This is a genomic window from Streptococcus anginosus subsp. whileyi MAS624, assembly GCF_000478925.1.
Lineage (GTDB): Bacteria > Bacillota > Bacilli > Lactobacillales > Streptococcaceae > Streptococcus > Streptococcus whileyi.
On sequence record NZ_AP013072.1, the window covers coordinates 2,094,554 to 2,110,000 of the forward strand.

The window sequence follows — 15,447 nt, forward strand, 5'->3', positions numbered from 1 at the left end:
TCAAAAAATTGCCATTCTAAAGGAAAGCGAGGAAAAAAGATGAATGATTATGAACAAAGTTTTCACCGTCTTTATGAGAACTTTGTTTTTTCTTTGAAAATCTATCTGAATAACCATTATCAAAAGGTCTTATATTATCAAGTGCTAGAAAAAATGGATAAGTTATTTCACAACTACCAAAAACTAGGCTTGCCAACGGTTCAGTTAGTACAATGGAAAAATCACTACAAATATAAAGTTCAACATGATTACATCATGAATGGAGGTACAACATGAATGGAGGTACAACATGAATGGAGGTACAACATGAATTATTTTGAAAAACGATTCCAACAAATCTATGAGAAGTTTCTTTTCTCCCTTAAAATTTATCACACGAATCCTGCACACTGTGAAACGTGCTACCGAGACTGTCTAAACGAAATGGACAGTCTTTTTTTACGCCATGATACCCATGACCAGTTTGCTAAAGAGCTTTTAAATTGTAAAAAGGCTTTTCAGTTTAAAATCAAAAAAGCTTATTTTGGAATGTAAGGAGGACAGTATGACTAGAGTAAGAGCACCTGTAGATTAAAAAGATGAGTTTATTTTTTTGACCTAGACAAGTCATAAAACGGCCTAAACAAAATAGAAAATGAGGTAAATAGAATGGAAATTACAAAAGTATTCGTTGACCAAAACCAAGTCTTAGGAAATGAGGTCTTTGTCTCAGGTATGGAAGAAGTCCGTGCCAATGATTATAACCCTGTCTCTTATCGTATTTTTGAAATTTCAAGTCGAAAAGAGCCGTCTGCCTTTCTTATTGTAGAAGGCTTTAAAATGTCAGATGTCCCTGAAGGGCGTCAAAAAGTTGTCTTCCCACGTGGGATTGCTATTGAACGTCGTAACTTCCGTTTTGGAGGCAAACGCAAACATGAAAATGTTATTGTTGCGGAAGAAATGCGTACAGTAAAGTCTAAATAAGAAATAGAATAGGAGAAACATTATGACTGTAAAATTTGCTGCTGATGTGATTGAAACTTTTGATACTGCCAAAACACTTGGAACACTTAATTTTCTTGAAGCCCTTCCTAGTATGAAATGGGAAGATTACCTTGAAGAAGGAACAGGTGAAGAAAAACGCCGTGAAACAGACGAAGTGGACTATGTAGATGTGAAGCTCTACTCTTCTGCTGTAAACGGGGATATTACCGTAACGGTTCCACCTGAAGCCAAAGTGGCTCAAATGACCGCTGAAAAGAACTACAATGAGGAAGTAACACTTGTAGCTCCTACGGCTCGCTTCTGGTCAAATTCAGAAACTATTAACAATCGCCGTGTCTTGACAAGTGGGGTTAAACTACGGGCTAAAGATGTTGTCTTAGCAGGGAAGCCTGAACCGAAAAAGGAAGGATAAGCGCCTATGAAGCTGTTCACCTATCGGGGGATTCGTGTTCGGAAGTTTCATGAAAAAATCAAACGGCTAACCTTTGCTCTTTTTCTTCTGCCCTTTCTCCTTGGAGGGGGCTTTTTAGCTTACCTGAACCAAAACCAGCTTCAAAGCCAATTTCAACGTGACCCGCTAACCTATGGGATTCTTTTTAGTGGAAGTGTATTAGGATTGCTGCTACTAGACGGCTTGGTACAAGTGATTTGTTACCGAAAATTTCTTTTCTTTAGCCGTCTAGATAGTTTACGGATTCTTTCCCACTTTTTGCTGGATAATAACTTGTATAAGGTCAAGAAAATCAAGTCAAATCATCACACAAGAGAACGGATTCTATTACCCAAAGTGTATTTGAAGTGTGACCGTTTTAGTATTACCGTTTCACTCCACCTTCAAGGTAGCCGATTCCAAGACCGTTTTATTGCTCTTGAAAAGCCTCTTGAAATTATGCTTGACGGAGACTTTATGAATAAGCAATTTACCAAAGGCTACGTGTCCTACACCATTGCCATTGACCAATTTTCAGGTCGCTTATCTATCTTTGATGTTAAGATGACAGATAAGGGAATCCGCCTAATGAAAGATGTCTATTGGGATTTCAATAAATACCCACACTTGCTGATTGGTGGTGGAACGGGTGGTGGTAAAACGGTTCTCTTGATGATTTTGATTTGGGTCTTGGCACAAATTGGTTATGTGGAAATTCTTGACCCGAAGCGCTCTGACTTTGTCGGATTGAAACAGATTCCTGTCTTTAAAGGGTGGGTTTACTGGGATAAAAAAGAAATGTTAGCTTGTTTAAAGCGTGCCGAGCAAGAAATGGACAAACGTTATGATTACATGACCAGTCACCCTGACTATCAAGCAGGGAAAAAGTATTATGCTTATGGGCTAAAGCCTCGCTTTATCGTCATTGATGAGTTGGCAGCCTTAGCCGCTAAATTAGAGCGAGATTACCAATCATCTGGAGACTTTATCGAATACCTAACAGAATTGATTTTAAAAGGTCGCCAATCTGGAGTTATCATGATTGTTGCTATGCAACGTCCTGACGGAGAATACCTCAAAACGTCTTTACGTGACCAATTTATGAAACGGATTTCTGTTGGGCACTTAGAAGATACTGGGAATAAAATGATGTTTGGGGACGCTAACGCGAATAAAGTTTTCAAAAAGATTGATGAAATTGACGGAGAGGAGATTTTCGGTCGTGGTTATATTGCAAATGGTGGAGAGGTGGCTAGAGAATTTTATTCACCTATTGTTCCCCTTGAGGAAGGCTTTTCTTTCTTTGAGGAATACAAGAAACTACCCGTCTTAGATGACCCACTATTAGAAACAACAGAAACTACTCAAACGTCATCATCTGACTTGTCCGTTGAACAAGCAGAATCTCCCCTCCTTCCTCTGAATGACTTTGCCAAAGAATTTGATGTGCCCATTTCAACCTTACGAAACCTTGTGAAATACATAGAGGAACAGTACTATCCATTCATCAGAGAGGACAACCGTATTCTGTTAGATGAAGCAGATATTGCTTTGTTGGAGGAAATTGTGATAGAGAAAGAACAGGCTGACTTGCCCTATAAGCAAGTTGTCCTTCAACACTTTGAAACACCTCTTGAGCCAGCGTAGGCACGAAGGTCAAGGTCAGGGCTACGCCCGTCCGACCTGCCCGACCGAGCTGACAAGCGGGCGTTTTGGGGTGTGCCCTAGGCACGCCCCAAAAGGGCTTAACCTCCCGATACTAATAGGGGGGTTAAAACTAACACAAGCCCTTAAAAGGCTGTTCTTATCCCAATGACTAGCCTAGCTAGCATAAACACAAAAAACAAATACTTGTACAATTTCCTGTCAAGTGCTATAATAAGAATAGTCTTAAAGTGAGGTGATATAAAATGGAAGCTGTCGTCTATTCAAATTTTAGAAACAATTTAAAGAATTACATGAAAAAAGTCAACGATGAATATGAACCTCTAATGGTTGTCAATAAAAATCCTGATGAAAATATTGTGGTCTTATCTAAGGAAAACTGGGATAGTATTCAAGAAACCATTCGCCTAATGAATAATGATTATCTTTCAGACAAGGTTCTATCAGGAATGGAACAAGTCAAGCAAAAGAAAGTCATTCAACGCCCATTATTAGAGGTGGAAGATGTTTAACTTTACAGAACAAGCTTGGAAAGATTATGTTTCTTGGCAACAAGAAGATAAAAAGATACTCAAACGTATCAATCGTTTAATGGAGGATATCAAACGAAATCCTTTTGAAGGGATTGGAAAGCCTGAACCCTTAAAATACCGTTATTCCGGTGCTTGGTCTCGTAGAATTACAGATGAACACCGATTAGTCTATATGGTGGAAGAAAATGAGATTTATTTCTTATCCTTTCGAGACCACTATAAATAAAAGCAGTCATTATCCATTGGCTGCTATTTTTATTGTTAAAAGGAGGGAAAGTAATTGTGACAAATGTTGAATTAAAACGTATCCGGCTTGAGTTAGGATTTACCCAACGTAAAATGGCAACGATGATTGGTTATAGTTACTACAACTACCGAAACATTGAACAAGGTCAACGAAAGATGACTAAAGAATTTGAACAAACACTCTTTCACTTTCTGAATCGCAAATCAGAAGCCAAACTAGAAAGCACGGTGGATTGGTTAAAAATTCGGTTCAAAACACTTGATTTTAAAGCTATCATCACACACGTTTTAAAATTAAGACCAACGAATTTTTTTCACGAAGAAAAAAGCTTATACAGCTATTCAGATATGGTGACTTATGGTTCAATTCGGGTGCTTTATTCCCATTCTGAAAAGAAAGCAGAGGCTGGAACACTGATTGATTTAACAGGAGGGGGTTGTCGTGAGTTTGAATTATTATTGAAACAACAAGGTCGGAATTGGTTTTCTTTTCTCCATGATGTCTTTCTCTTTGCGGAACAAGAACGAAAAGATAGACCTTTGGAAGACTTTTTAGCCTTCCCCCGCTTTGATATTGCCCTTGATGAATTATACAAAAAGTCAGGGAATCTTGACTTATTTGATATTAAAAATCGGATTTTTGACAATAAAATCATCATGAAAAAACTAAAAACCTTTACTGCTATTGAGGGCTTGAAAAAAGTTGAAAATCGCTTTGTTAATCAAGGATTGACTTTAAACTTTGGTAGTCGTCAATCAAGCCTCATGATTCGCTTTTATCAAAAAGATTATGAACAAGCTCTCTTAAAAGATGTATCTGTTGACTATATCCATGAAGCCTATAATTACAAAAACCGCTATGAGATTGAACTACATGATACTAAGGCGTTTGATATTTTGAAAGAATGGTATACACTGGAAACGGACTTGACCAAAATAGGCGCTCGGATTTTAAACAACTATTTTGAAGTGAAAGATTGGAATGGCAACTATGATAGTGAATGGGATAACCTGCTTGGTACACAAGCGGGTTTTAAATTTGTCACACGTCCCCGTCAAATTAACTACGCAAGGACAAAACATTGGGTCACAAAACAAGTCTCTAGTGCTTTGAAATTGCTGAAAATCGTTGATATGGTCTATCAGACAGATGAGCTTTCAGAAATCATTTCTGAAGCCTATTTGAGTAACAATCATACTAAACTAGCAGAAGAAATTTGTGAACGAAACGGAGTTGATTTTGATGTTATTGTCGGACAGATATAAACCTATAAATGTCCCCGATAAATTCAATCGCCCTCTTCAAACAAAGACCTTCCCAGTCGGTTATGAAGAACTCTACCTATCGTTTTACGATTTTGAATTGGTTAAAGATTTAATTGATTATTGGGGGCTCTTATATTATCAACCTAAGAAAGATTCTGAATTAAAATATGCGGAACAATTTAGAAAGCAATCCTTTAAAGATAAAAATCACCGACAAAATGCGATTAAAAGGGCAACTAGACAAGAGGCTAGACAGCCTTTTTTTGAAGAGTTAAAAACAAAACCATTAAACAAGATGAGTAAAAATGCTCGCTGGGTGGCAGAGATGCTCCTACAGACGGGTTATGCTCAATTGGTACTATAAAACTGAAAGGAAAAAGGAAATGGAATATAAAGTTGAATTGAATAGTCTGGACAATTTCAGGGCTTGGTCAGGTGCACGCAATACACTAGCCACTGTCCGTGAACGGGGGGATATGGACAGACTAACCTCACTTGGTGAAGATATTTTTTCAGGAAGTATCCCCACAGAAACAGAAATCAATGATTGGCTTTGGTTTGATTCTGATGACATCTATCGATTTCTTGGCTATCATGATTTGGTAGAAGATGACGTATGAAGCTTGTAAAGAAAATTTACGAGGGAATTTCCTGCTTTCCTGATAAAAACGAATTCTGGAATCTGTACATTGTCCTGATGAAGGAAAAAGAGTTTTTCTTAGACACTTTTGCACGGAAAACCCTTGACCTTGATTATCCCGCCCACTACCAACACACTTATTTCACACTGGATGGTCAAGTGTTAGATTTCAATCAACACATGACGACACAACTTGTCACGCTTTTTAGACAGGTTATCTTAGAAAATCAAACAACATTTATGGAGGAACTGATAATGGCAACACAAAATACACTCGAAAAGAAAGTCAGAGCGGTCTCATTGGAGCTAGGAGAACTGATGAAAGCCCATGATGATAAAGAAGCTTGGAAAAAAGCAGGGGAATTGCACGGGCTTCTTAAAAAAGAAGAGGTGAAACAACTCCCTGAAGTACTGATTGAAAGCCTTCACGCTGAATTGCGCGGTTACTACTATGTCAACGGTGAACTTAATAAACTTCATAAACAACTTTATGCCAAAGGAAATAAATTGATTGAACTAGCCAATCAGTAAGGAGTACTTATGAATACAGTAAAACTTATCTATCATCACTTAAAAACTTATCTTGGAAACTTTACTAAACGCCCTAAAAAGAAAGGAAAACCAGCATTAACCCTTGCCAACAAAAAAACAGTCAATCTTGCTGTTCTGTCAGGATTGGCTTTTATTTTGCTTGTGGGGCTACTAGGAAGTATTCGTGCCATGACAATGTCTAGTAAAGTCACCAATCTTGAAAAACTGATAACTTCTAAGCAAGCTACTTCTTCTACCTCTTCTGCTCCCCAAACAATAGATAATCGCCTGCAATATTATCTGAATGATTTTGTAGAGTGCTACTTCACGATTCCTGCGGATTCAGACGGTCAAACCAAACAAGCGAAGCAATTAAAGAGCTTCTACGGTTCAGAGCCTGATATTCAAGCACAAGGTCAAGTCAAAAATCCTAGCCAATTGAGCTGGTCACGTTTGCTAACGGTTACAGATAATGTGGCAACGTATGAGGTGCATTATAAACAGACTGTAAAAAATGGGGATAAGACAGAAGAAAAAGAATTGGTGACGGGGTTTAATATCCCTTATTCCAAAACAAAAACGGGCTATTATGTTACGGGCTTACCTTGGTTTTCTAGTTTATCAACCAATCAGGCAGATAAGAAAAGTACCGATACAGAGGTCAAGCTCAATCAGTCAGATAGGATTTCAGAGAAAGCAAAGAAGAAACTGGATAAGTTTCTCAATGTTTTCTTCACTAACTATACGACTGACCAAGATAACTTGGACTTAGTGGCTCACAATGTAACGGTTGTAAAAAATGCCACTTTTAAAACCTTGGATTTTAGTTACTACAAAGCAACAGATAAAACGATAATGGCTTATGTTCAAGTGACATTTGAAGTCGCAGGCTCGACACATGCTGAAAACTTTACCTTGGCCTTATCAGAAAAAGGCAAGTCTTATTATGTGGAGAAAGTCAGCCATACCATTCCTGCTAATTACGCAGATACAAAAGAATAAAAGGAGATTTTAATCTATGAGTTCATCTAATTTACAAACATGGTTACAAGGAGATGGCTTCTGGTTCATTACCTTTGGAGCGATTATTCTTATCATTCTAGCTTGGAGAAACAGCTCTTGGGGACGTCTGTTTTCAACCCTTATTTTCTATACTGTTATTGCATCTTTAACAGGAGGTGGAAAACAGTTGCTCCATGTCCTTGGCTGGTTCCTTCGTCTATTTGGTATTGAAACGGGGTTATGATATGGAAGAAGAACGACTATATGATTACGCTAGAGGGATAAACGCTCCCTACTGGATTCAAGAAGTCAAAACACAAAAAGGAAAACGCATTTGGTATTTTGCAACACCCATGCAACTTTCCTTTTTCGTGGTCTTTACCTTGGTCTTAATTTTGATGTTGACAGTATTTAACTCAATTCTTCTTCCGTTGAACAAATTAACACATTCCATTTCGCTCTATCTTTACTGGTATATTCCTTATAAACTCGCCAAATTTTATACAGAGTATGAACCACAAGGAAAGAAAATGCACGTTTTCCTATGGGATTATCTCTGCTACATGATGGATTTTCAGCTCAATCGTAAGGCGATTTATCATGAAGATAGAATGGAAATGATGGATGAAGAAGAAATTGTTTTTGAAAAAACAGATTTATAAAGGAGGTCTAATGGTTCTAAAACTGGTCTATCCGATTCTTAAAACACAGGATAATATCGCTTTAACAACAGATAAAACGGTGATGAGTTTTTATCGTATTCCTAATACTCCCATCACCATTACCGATAAAGCTAAGAAACAAAAACACAAGCTGACAACTGCTCAACTGATTAAAAAACTGGTTAAAAACAAGTCCTTTGAAGTCTCCTTGATTCCAAAGGACTATTTGCTAGAAGAAAAGATGAAAGACTTTTCTCATGCCTTGTCTCCTGATAGTCAAGCATTGGGGGAAGAACTGTTGCAGTATTCGACAGACAAATTGACACAAGAAATGGAAATTCCTTATCAGTTTAACTGGCTGATTGGTGTCAATCTTTTAAAAGATGACCAAAACACCACCGTTCAGGATATGGCGGTTGAGCGCTTCTCTGAAGTCTCTGAAATGATTGCCAATAGCGTGGGCTTTCAATATGAGATTCCTGAAGATTGGGCGCAAGACTATCTGGTTAGTGAAGCTACTGTCTATCAAACCCTTTCTGCTCTTCGGGCACAACGCTTGGCCAATGAAGAGCTCTTTTACTATCAACGCATGCAGTACTTGCGCTATATTCCTCATCTAAAACAAGAGGTCACAGCCAATCGGGCACTCTTTAATGTGACAGATACGGTCTTAAGACCCATGGCAGGGGGCTTTATGAAATTAGACAGCCCCTATGGTTCTTCTTTTCTCACCATTCTTCCGATTGCTAAAACACCCATTATTTTTAATGGCTTTCATCTGGGAGAATTTATCCAACGCTTTAACTTCCCTGTAGAACTACGGATAAAGGCAGAATTTATCGAAAAGAACTCTTTAAAAGGGCGAATGGCACGTTCTAATATTCGCTACCGCAATATTATGAAGGAAGCAGAAAGTACTGATACCGTTCAACAAGATGAAATCATTCTGGGGGCAATGTCTCTCAAAGACTTGATGAAAAAGGTTGGTGGGAAAGAAGAAGTCATTGAATATGGAGCTTACCTCATTGTTTCTGCTTCTAGCTTGTCCCAACTACGACGTCGCCGTCAAGTGGTCTTAAGTTACTTTGAGGATATGCACGTAGAAGTGAGTGAAGCTAGTCATGATACACCTTATCTCTTCCAGTCTCTTCTCTATGGTCAACCACTTGAAAACAAGACCAGAACGTGGACACACTATGTCACTCTAAGAGGCTTTGCGGAGTTAATGCCCTTTACCAACACAGCTTCAGGAAACCATATTGGCTGGCATATCGGACGAGTGGATAACTGGACAGGACGGTGGGAAAGTATTGAAAAGGCACAAGAAGCGTCTAAAAATATGGTACTCTTTAATGCGACCGTTGGAAATAAAGAAGGGATTGCAGGAAAACTCACAAAGAACCCACATATCCTGATTACTGGCGCAACGGGTGAAGGAAAATCCTTTTTGGCAGAACTTATCTTTCTCCTCACCTCTCTTCAAGATGTGAAATGCTTATATGTTGACCCCAAACGCTCTATACGGAAACACTTTGAAGCAATTGCCCACCATCCAGACTTTGAAAAACGATTCCCGCTTCTGGCTAAACATATCAAACAAATAAACTTTGTCACCTTAGATAGTAAGGTGAAATCCAATCATGGGGCTCTTGACCCCATTGTCATGCTGGATAAAGATGACGCTGTTTCGGTTTCAAAGAATATGCTCAATTATCTAATCTTCTCCAACAAGCGAATTAAGGTCACCATGAAACAAATGACGGCTATTTCTAGAGCGATTAACAAAGTAGTTGCTCAAAGACAAGCAGGAGAAACGGTTGGGTTAAAACACGTCCTCCAAGAACTCACCAATAATCCAGATAGCACTATCTTTGAAGTAGGAGACTATTTGACGTCCATTGTCGAAAATTCCATTTTGGAATTGGCTTTTTCAGACGGTAATGTCGAAGGATTGTCTTATGATAAACGGGTGACCGTTTTAGAAGTAGCGGACTTATCCTTACCAGATAAAGACACTCAACAAGATGTCACCCCAGAAGATAAAGAAATCAATTCTACAACTCTGATGTTTGCTTTAGGAGCTTTCTGTACACGCTTTGGAGAACTCAATCGTTATGAAGATACCATTGAATTTTTCGATGAAGCATGGGTACTGATGAAGTCGGCAGAAGGACGAGCTGTTATCCAATCCATGCGCCGTGTTGGACGTTTCTTTAACAATGTCCTCTGTCTCATTACTCAATCCGTTCATGACGCTGAAGGAGATGATGATACCACAGGATTTGGGACACTCTTTGCCTTTAGAGAAGACAATGAACTTCCCGATATTTTAGAACACGTTGGACTAACGGATAATGAAGAAAATCTGGAATGGATTAAAAATATGATTTCAGGGCAATGCCTTTATAGAGACGTTTACGGCAATCTCAATATGATTTCCATTTATAACATTTTTGACAGTATTGACCCACTTCTAAAACCAATGAAAGCTACGGTTTCTTCCAATCTTGAAAATAAATACGCATCTTAAGGAGGTGAGCTTGTGCAAGAAGCATTTGAAAAATTAAAAGGCATGGATATTTTTTCTTTAAAATCTTATACAGTACAAACTGGATTTTTGGATATTAGCGGAATCTGGGTGATGTTCAACGAAATCTTTGTCAACTTTCCCTTTTTCCTCCTTAACCTCATTGTTGGTTTCTTCTCCTTGATGATTCGGATTTTAGAAAATGTCCGTCTTTACGACACTTACAAGCAATATGTCTTTAATGGTGCTCAATCCATTTGGCGAGGCTTTACAGGAGCTACTTCTGGTGTGGCTCAATCTTCATTAGTCTTTTTGCTTCTCCTTTGCTTGGCTTTTTATCTCTTTTATCAGTTCCTCATTTCTAAAGGCAATTTCTCTCAAAGATTGCTTCATGTCCTTCTGGTTCTCTTTTTAGGTTTGGTTGGTTTGGGACAGTTGCTGGAACTTCTGGTGGATTGTATTTGCTCAATACAGTAGACAATGTCGCTAGTACCACGATTCATCGTATTTCTAATATCTCTGTCTCCTACGGAAAAAATCAGTCTTTAAAAATAGGGTCTTCTGTCGCTGATTCTTATATCGCAGAAACCTCTTATAAAGCCTATCTCTTTGTCAATACAGGGCAAGAAAACGGGAGATACAAAGACCGGCAAACAGGGAAAGAAGAACTGTTTGAGGATTCAAAAGTTCTAGGCAGCTTAGATAAATCAGGCAAGTTTAAAGCAGTTTCTACCGCCGATAGAAATGATTACTTAAAAATGGGAGACGGAGCTAACGATGATAAAGAGAAAAACCGTTGGGTATCAGCTATTCCTGATTATATCCCTGTTAAGTTCTTCTATATCCTTTTTAAAATGGTAGAAGCGATTGTCATTGCCATTCCTATTGTCTTAATTCAGTTGCTCAATGTCCTTGCACAAGCCCTTGTCCTTATCATGATTCTTCTTTTCCCTATTGCCCTTTTGGTTTCCTTTATTCCCAAAATGCAGGATATTCTCTTTGGAGTTTTTAAGGTCATGTTTGGAGGTCTTGCCTTTCCAGCCATTACTAGCCTTTTAACCTTAGCTTTACTTTACCTTGAAAAAATCATTGAAGGTTTAGTAAATAGTGGCTTTAAAGAGGTTATTGGAGATTTTTCTTCCTTGTCTACTTTTAGCGCTCTTTTTAAACTAATCGTCTCTGTTTGTGCCAAAGGCGTGATTTATTGGTTACTTTGGAAATACAAAGGAGAATTGATTGAGTTGTTACTCGGTTCACGAGCCAAGATTACGTTTGATGAGATAGATACTAAAGTCAAAGAAACCGTGACAAATGGACAAGAGAGCATGAAGCAGCTGCCGGCAAAAGCCACTAACGCCTTTGAAATGGCTCAAACATCCGGAAACTTTTTCCTTGCAGGAGCAGGATTTGGAGCGGGACTATTTATGAATGCTGGTAAACAGATGAAAACTCTTTTTTCAAATCCACATCCAACTTCAGAAAGAACAGAAAGTTCAACGCCTTCAGAAAATGACGAGGAGGAAACACCCGCTACTTCTTCCTTTGAAGAAACAGGCGCTCCCGACGAGGTAACAACACCGTTTCAAGAGCCAGATAGGCTAATGGAGACTTTTGAATCTGCTATTCAGGAAGAAGACACAAGCGTTCAACCTTTTGATACAGAACCTTCTCCGCTAATAGATACAAAGCAAAGCAAAGCAGAGAACAGGAAGAGTTTGAAGAACGCCGTCACAATCGCCTCTCTTGGAGACAAAAACATCACATCAATAAACTTGAAAAGGAATTAGAACCTTATAAAGATGATGAAGCACTATACCAAGCGCAAGGTTCAAATGCCTTTATCAGGAATTATCGTAAAACCTTGCCGAAAGACGATAAATTAAAAGTCAATATTAACCGTAAACATCAGATAATAGAGGAATTAGCACGATTGAGAGGAGGAAAGGAATGATGAATACACGCATTTATTCTAAAAGAGGTTTTGAACAGACGGTGAACAATGCGGTTGCCCTTGCCTATGAAAGGAGAAAGCCTTCTATTGACTTTCTCCTTTTATTTTCAGTAAAAGAGGCTGAGAAAGAGCAACTGCTGGCAACTATCAAAGAAAATCCTCTTATTTTGACGGCTCAATGGCGATTTGAAACAGTAATGATGACAGTCTATGTGAAAACTTAGGAGGGAAGATGAAGAAAAAACTAGTAATTGTTAGTGTTCTAAGTGCTCTGTTTTTACCTTTGTTCTTAGTCGTCATTATCATGGGAGCTTATGCGGGTAGTGCGTCTTCTAATGGACAAGCCAAAGGACTACAAACGAAACTAACGGCTAAAGAGGTGGCTCAAAAAGCCAATATTTCAGAAGAACGAGCAAGTGATGTCATCAAAATTCTGAATTATGAACTCTCACAAGAACAATTTACTATCGCAGGAGCTTCTGGAAGTTTAGCGGTTGCAGAGCGCGAAAGTAGCTTTGACCCTAAAGCCGTCAATACGGGTGGCGGTGTAGCTGGTTATTTCCAATGGTCGGGCTGGTCTTCTACTATCAATGGCAATCGCTGGTCAAAGGCAAAACAAAAGAAATTAGATTCTGATATTGAACTAGACCTCTTATCTACAGAGCTAAACGGCTCTTATAGCAAAGTCAAAACAGAAATGCAAAAAGCGAATGACCCTGAAAAGGCAGCCCTTTATTGGTCAGAACATTATGAAGGGGTCGCTTTATCAGACGGTCAAACAAAAGCTAGTGACCTGAAAAAGAATGCGAGAAAATGGTATAACCTCTTCAAAGATACTTTAACAGGTAATACAGCCAATACCAAAACACGAGACGGTGGAGGCGTAACTTCTGATGGAGTGCCTGCTGGATATAGCCTTACAAAGGCAATCAACACTTCTGACTATACTTCTGCGACTTATCCTTGGGGACAATGTACATGGTTTGTCTATAACCGAGCCAAAGAGGTGGGCGTTCATTTTGACCCTTATATGGGCAATGGTGGGGATTGGAAGCAGAAAGCAGGCTACCAAACCACACATACACCAACTGAACATAGCGCTCTTAGCTTCTCTCCTGGACAAGCTGGCGCAGATCCAACTTACGGGCATATTGCATTTGTAGAGCAGGTCAAATCAGACGGGTCTATTCTCATTTCAGAAGCAAACGCCAAAGGACTTGGAGTTATTTCTTACCGCACATTTGATAAAGCAACAGCGAGCCAATTTACTTATGTGATTGGGAAGTAAAAAATAGAAAAGGAAAAGGAAAAATGGAAAAACAACTTATTACAAAAAACGACCTTATTAAGCAAGGTTTAAAAGAGGGAACAGCAAGAAAAGTGATTCATGAAGCTAAAATGTTACTTGTAAATCAAGGTTTTAAATTTTACAGCAATAAACGTTTAGGAGCTGTTCCTATTAGTACTGTGGAAGAAATTTTGCATGTAAAGTTTTAAGAAGGAGATTTTATGTATATTCCCCAATTCAATCCGCGAGTTAGAAAAGACCAAAAATCAGGTCTCTTTTTTTTTGAAATTAGAGATAATGAAGGTAAGACTGTTTCATATCAATCAGGATTTAATACTAAACGAGAAGCAGAGAATACGGCTTTAGAAATTCAACAGAAATTAAGACAAGGATATACACTTGATAGACATACTTCCCTTTATGATTGGTTTCAAACATGGTATGATTTAAAAATTCGACCAAAGAAAACATTATCTCAAGAAACAAAGAGAAACTACCAAATTTATGGTGAAACCTTAAAACGTCTTTTTGGTAATAAACCTATTATTGATATTAAATCAAGCCAATATCAAAGGATTATGAATGTTTATGGAGAAACAGTTGGTTATGACTATCTTAGTAGAATAAACTCAGTAATCAGAAAAACCATCAAATTAGCACAATCAGATAAAATTGTAATTGATGATTTTACAAGTAATGTAGAATTATTCGCTGGAAAGGATGGACAAAAACCAGAAGACAAGTACATACATAGTGTTGATGACTATCATAAACTAATAAAATATTTAGAAGCTAATCTAAAATATGAAGAATCCATTGTAAACTATATTCTTTACTCAATAGCAAAAACAGGTATGAGATACGGAGAAATTGTTGGGTTGCTGGATAGTGACACAAATTTTGAAGAGTTCTACTTACATACTCATAAACGCTATAATACATCAACATGGAAATGGACAAATGCCAAAAACGATTCCTCCAAAAGATATGTACCAATAGATGATAAAACAGTTACTGTTCTGTCTAACATGATAAAAGAACGAGAAAGAAGAAACTCATTACTACAAATAAAAAACAAAGAGAAATTTCTCTTCTTCCACTATGGTCTAGAACATGGTATTCCTTCAGTAGCTACTGTAAATAAAGCTTTGAAAAAGATACTAAAAGAGCTTGATATAGAACCAATAATAACTACTAAAGGACTTAGACACACTTATGGCTCATATTTACTTCATAATCATGTAGATATGGGAGTTGTGGCAAAAATTTTAGGTCATAAAGATATCCAAATGTTGATACAAGTTTATGGTCATACACTTACTGAAAAGATTGATAAAGAGTTTAAAGAGGTTGAACAAATTATGAATAGAATATAAATTTGGGAGAGATTTTGGGATAGAAAATCAAAAATATCAAAAAAACCTTGATACACAAGGCTTTTACTAAACTTAAGCAATACCGGCGGCCGGGGTCGAACCGGCACGTCCTTGCGGACACTGGATTTTGAGTCCAGCGCGTCTGCCAATTCCGCCACGCCGGCAAAGTTAAACTGGGGTAGCTGGATTCGAACCAACGCATGAGGGAGTCAAAGTCCCTTGCCTTACCGCTTGGCTATACCCCAATAATATAAAATAGGCGAGTGATGGGGATCGAACCCACGTATGCCAGAGCCACAATCTGGTGTGTTAACCACTTCACCACACCCGCCATATTCACAATAAA

Annotated in this window: 19 protein-coding genes, 3 tRNA genes and 1 pseudogene; 20 read left to right on the forward strand and 3 right to left on the reverse strand. The window is 38.2% G+C overall.

The genetic code is table 11. From position 1 onward, the window contains the following. Window positions 1-39: 39 nt before the first annotated feature. From ANG_RS10405 to ANG_RS10500, 20 genes and pseudogenes are all read left to right on the forward strand, one after another. Entirely contained in the window at window positions 40-276 is a 237-nt protein-coding gene (locus tag ANG_RS10405) for a hypothetical protein (protein ID WP_003034655.1), read from the forward strand. 30 nt (window positions 277-306) lie between these two features. Beyond that, a complete protein-coding gene (locus ANG_RS10410) occupies window positions 307-534 on the forward strand; it encodes a hypothetical protein (RefSeq protein WP_003034721.1) in 228 nt (75 codons plus the stop codon). Window positions 535-648: 114 nt separating this feature from the next. Beyond that, on the forward strand, window positions 649-963 hold the full coding sequence (locus ANG_RS10415) for a hypothetical protein (RefSeq protein ID WP_000406626.1): 315 nt from the start codon (window positions 649-651) through the stop codon (window positions 961-963). Between the two features lie 22 nt (window positions 964-985). Continuing rightward, window positions 986-1,396, forward strand: a complete 411-nt coding sequence (locus ANG_RS10420; RefSeq protein WP_003034661.1) for a DUF961 family protein — start codon at window positions 986-988, stop codon at window positions 1,394-1,396. 6 nt (window positions 1,397-1,402) lie between these two features. After that, the gene (locus ANG_RS10425; protein ID WP_003034653.1) at window positions 1,403-3,061 is read left to right on the forward strand and encodes an FtsK/SpoIIIE domain-containing protein; all 1,659 of its coding nucleotides are present in this window, start codon (window positions 1,403-1,405) and stop codon (window positions 3,059-3,061) included. A gap of 263 nt (window positions 3,062-3,324) precedes the next feature. Then, complete coding sequence (locus ANG_RS10430; protein WP_003034688.1) at window positions 3,325-3,591, forward strand: type II toxin-antitoxin system Phd/YefM family antitoxin; 267 nt, start codon at window positions 3,325-3,327, stop codon at window positions 3,589-3,591. Beyond that, window positions 3,584-3,838 carry a Txe/YoeB family addiction module toxin gene (locus tag ANG_RS10435; RefSeq protein WP_003034719.1) on the forward strand — a complete coding sequence of 85 codons (255 nt, stop codon included), beginning with the start codon at window positions 3,584-3,586 and terminating at the stop codon, window positions 3,836-3,838. Before ANG_RS10430 ends, ANG_RS10435 begins: the two co-directional genes overlap by 8 nt. 113 nt (window positions 3,839-3,951) lie before the next feature. Continuing rightward, complete coding sequence (locus tag ANG_RS10440; protein WP_229031609.1) at window positions 3,952-5,124, forward strand: replication initiation factor domain-containing protein; 1,173 nt, start codon at window positions 3,952-3,954, stop codon at window positions 5,122-5,124. Next, window positions 5,102-5,488 carry a hypothetical protein gene (locus ANG_RS10445; protein ID WP_003034694.1) on the forward strand — a complete coding sequence of 129 codons (387 nt, stop codon included), beginning with the start codon at window positions 5,102-5,104 and terminating at the stop codon, window positions 5,486-5,488. The genes ANG_RS10440 and ANG_RS10445 overlap by 23 nt, the downstream gene beginning before the upstream one ends. A gap of 19 nt (window positions 5,489-5,507) precedes the next feature. Continuing rightward, window positions 5,508-5,744, forward strand: a complete 237-nt coding sequence (locus tag ANG_RS10450) for a hypothetical protein (protein WP_000456039.1) — start codon at window positions 5,508-5,510, stop codon at window positions 5,742-5,744. After that, window positions 5,741-6,295, forward strand: a complete 555-nt coding sequence (locus ANG_RS10455; protein WP_003034624.1) for a hypothetical protein — start codon at window positions 5,741-5,743, stop codon at window positions 6,293-6,295. The genes ANG_RS10450 and ANG_RS10455 overlap by 4 nt, the downstream gene beginning before the upstream one ends. 9 nt (window positions 6,296-6,304) lie before the next feature. Next, window positions 6,305-7,297, forward strand: coding sequence for a conjugal transfer protein (locus tag ANG_RS10460; protein WP_003034679.1), 993 nt, complete (start codon window positions 6,305-6,307; stop codon window positions 7,295-7,297). Between the two features lie 16 nt (window positions 7,298-7,313). Next, window positions 7,314-7,541: a hypothetical protein gene (locus ANG_RS10465; RefSeq protein WP_002271001.1), complete on the forward strand. Its 228-nt coding sequence runs from the start codon at window positions 7,314-7,316 to the stop codon at window positions 7,539-7,541. Window position 7,542: 1 nt separating this feature from the next. Beyond that, window positions 7,543-7,959, forward strand: a complete 417-nt coding sequence (locus tag ANG_RS10470) for a conjugal transfer protein (RefSeq protein ID WP_020999431.1) — start codon at window positions 7,543-7,545, stop codon at window positions 7,957-7,959. 10 nt (window positions 7,960-7,969) lie between these two features. Further along, window positions 7,970-10,489, forward strand: a complete 2,520-nt coding sequence (locus ANG_RS10475; RefSeq protein WP_020999430.1) for an ATP-binding protein — start codon at window positions 7,970-7,972, stop codon at window positions 10,487-10,489. Between the two features lie 12 nt (window positions 10,490-10,501). Then, window positions 10,502-12,437, forward strand: a pseudogene (locus ANG_RS10480) (conjugal transfer protein). Then, window positions 12,434-12,661: a hypothetical protein gene (locus ANG_RS10485; RefSeq protein ID WP_003034616.1), complete on the forward strand. Its 228-nt coding sequence runs from the start codon at window positions 12,434-12,436 to the stop codon at window positions 12,659-12,661. Before ANG_RS10480 ends, ANG_RS10485 begins: the two are co-directional and overlap by 4 nt. An 8-nt stretch (window positions 12,662-12,669) precedes the next feature. Further along, complete coding sequence (locus tag ANG_RS10490; RefSeq protein WP_003034618.1) at window positions 12,670-13,725, forward strand: phage tail tip lysozyme; 1,056 nt, start codon at window positions 12,670-12,672, stop codon at window positions 13,723-13,725. Between the two features lie 23 nt (window positions 13,726-13,748). Then, window positions 13,749-13,934, forward strand: a complete 186-nt coding sequence (locus ANG_RS10495) for a DUF3173 domain-containing protein (RefSeq protein ID WP_003034604.1) — start codon at window positions 13,749-13,751, stop codon at window positions 13,932-13,934. Between the two features lie 12 nt (window positions 13,935-13,946). Beyond that, complete coding sequence (locus ANG_RS10500; RefSeq protein WP_003034621.1) at window positions 13,947-15,101, forward strand: tyrosine-type recombinase/integrase; 1,155 nt, start codon at window positions 13,947-13,949, stop codon at window positions 15,099-15,101. Between the two features lie 80 nt (window positions 15,102-15,181). On the opposite strand, the gene ANG_RS10505 is transcribed toward ANG_RS10500, so the two are convergent. From ANG_RS10505 to ANG_RS10515, 3 genes are all read right to left on the reverse strand, one after another. Then, window positions 15,182-15,265, reverse strand: a tRNA-Leu gene (locus ANG_RS10505). A 9-nt stretch (window positions 15,266-15,274) separates the two neighbouring features. Further along, window positions 15,275-15,346 (reverse strand) — tRNA-Gln (locus tag ANG_RS10510). A 13-nt stretch (window positions 15,347-15,359) separates the two neighbouring features. Further along, window positions 15,360-15,432, reverse strand: a tRNA-His gene (locus tag ANG_RS10515). Window positions 15,433-15,447: the final 15 nt, after the last annotated feature.

Excerpts from the sequence above, each read along its gene's own strand:
- ANG_RS10405 (WP_003034655.1), top strand. The coding sequence starts at position 40 with ATGAATGATTATGAACAAAGTTTTCACCGTCTTTATGAGAACTTTGTT.
- ANG_RS10410 (WP_003034721.1), top strand. The coding sequence starts at position 307 with ATGAATTATTTTGAAAAACGATTCCAACAAATCTATGAGAAGTTTCTT.
- ANG_RS10415 (WP_000406626.1), top strand. The coding sequence starts at position 649 with ATGGAAATTACAAAAGTATTCGTTGACCAAAACCAAGTCTTAGGAAAT.
- ANG_RS10420 (WP_003034661.1), top strand. The coding sequence starts at position 986 with ATGACTGTAAAATTTGCTGCTGATGTGATTGAAACTTTTGATACTGCC.
- ANG_RS10425 (WP_003034653.1), top strand. The coding sequence starts at position 1,403 with ATGAAGCTGTTCACCTATCGGGGGATTCGTGTTCGGAAGTTTCATGAA.
- ANG_RS10430 (WP_003034688.1), top strand. The coding sequence starts at position 3,325 with ATGGAAGCTGTCGTCTATTCAAATTTTAGAAACAATTTAAAGAATTAC.
- ANG_RS10435 (WP_003034719.1), top strand. The coding sequence starts at position 3,584 with ATGTTTAACTTTACAGAACAAGCTTGGAAAGATTATGTTTCTTGGCAA.
- ANG_RS10440 (WP_229031609.1), top strand. The coding sequence starts at position 3,952 with ATGGCAACGATGATTGGTTATAGTTACTACAACTACCGAAACATTGAA.
- ANG_RS10445 (WP_003034694.1), top strand. The coding sequence starts at position 5,102 with ATGTTATTGTCGGACAGATATAAACCTATAAATGTCCCCGATAAATTC.
- ANG_RS10450 (WP_000456039.1), top strand. The coding sequence starts at position 5,508 with ATGGAATATAAAGTTGAATTGAATAGTCTGGACAATTTCAGGGCTTGG.
- ANG_RS10455 (WP_003034624.1), top strand. The coding sequence starts at position 5,741 with ATGAAGCTTGTAAAGAAAATTTACGAGGGAATTTCCTGCTTTCCTGAT.
- ANG_RS10460 (WP_003034679.1), top strand. The coding sequence starts at position 6,305 with ATGAATACAGTAAAACTTATCTATCATCACTTAAAAACTTATCTTGGA.
- ANG_RS10465 (WP_002271001.1), top strand. The coding sequence starts at position 7,314 with ATGAGTTCATCTAATTTACAAACATGGTTACAAGGAGATGGCTTCTGG.
- ANG_RS10470 (WP_020999431.1), top strand. The coding sequence starts at position 7,543 with ATGGAAGAAGAACGACTATATGATTACGCTAGAGGGATAAACGCTCCC.
- ANG_RS10475 (WP_020999430.1), top strand. The coding sequence starts at position 7,970 with ATGGTTCTAAAACTGGTCTATCCGATTCTTAAAACACAGGATAATATC.
- ANG_RS10485 (WP_003034616.1), top strand. The coding sequence starts at position 12,434 with ATGATGAATACACGCATTTATTCTAAAAGAGGTTTTGAACAGACGGTG.
- ANG_RS10490 (WP_003034618.1), top strand. The coding sequence starts at position 12,670 with ATGAAGAAAAAACTAGTAATTGTTAGTGTTCTAAGTGCTCTGTTTTTA.
- ANG_RS10495 (WP_003034604.1), top strand. The coding sequence starts at position 13,749 with ATGGAAAAACAACTTATTACAAAAAACGACCTTATTAAGCAAGGTTTA.
- ANG_RS10500 (WP_003034621.1), top strand. The coding sequence starts at position 13,947 with ATGTATATTCCCCAATTCAATCCGCGAGTTAGAAAAGACCAAAAATCA.